This is a genomic window from Streptococcus mitis, assembly GCF_946188695.1.
In the GTDB taxonomy this organism is placed as follows: Bacteria; Bacillota; Bacilli; order Lactobacillales; family Streptococcaceae; genus Streptococcus; species Streptococcus mitis_DF.
This window is the reverse complement of sequence record NZ_CAMHWI010000105.1, coordinates 1-216: the sequence shown is the minus strand read 5'-3', so window position 1 is coordinate 216 and position 216 is coordinate 1. Positions and strand designations below refer to the sequence as shown.

Genomic DNA, 216 nt, shown 5'->3' with positions numbered 1-216 from the left:
ATGTAACAACACCAGCTCATAAGACACCAACACTAGATGTGAAACGAGATCCTGAGACAGGTGACGTTACATTAACACCGAAGAAACCAGATGGCTCAATCTACCCACCAGGAACAGTAGTAGAAATCCCAGGTAAAGATGGCAAGCCAATCACAGTCACAATCGGTGAAGACGGTAAAGGTAAAGTACCAAACAGTGATCTACCAGATGTAGAAA

1 protein-coding gene is annotated in these 216 nt (G+C 43.5%); it reads left to right on the top strand.

The features are described 5' to 3' along the window. A partial coding sequence (locus N8L33_RS10090) for a hypothetical protein (RefSeq protein ID WP_261059772.1) occupies positions 1-216 on the top strand: 216 nt, incomplete at both ends.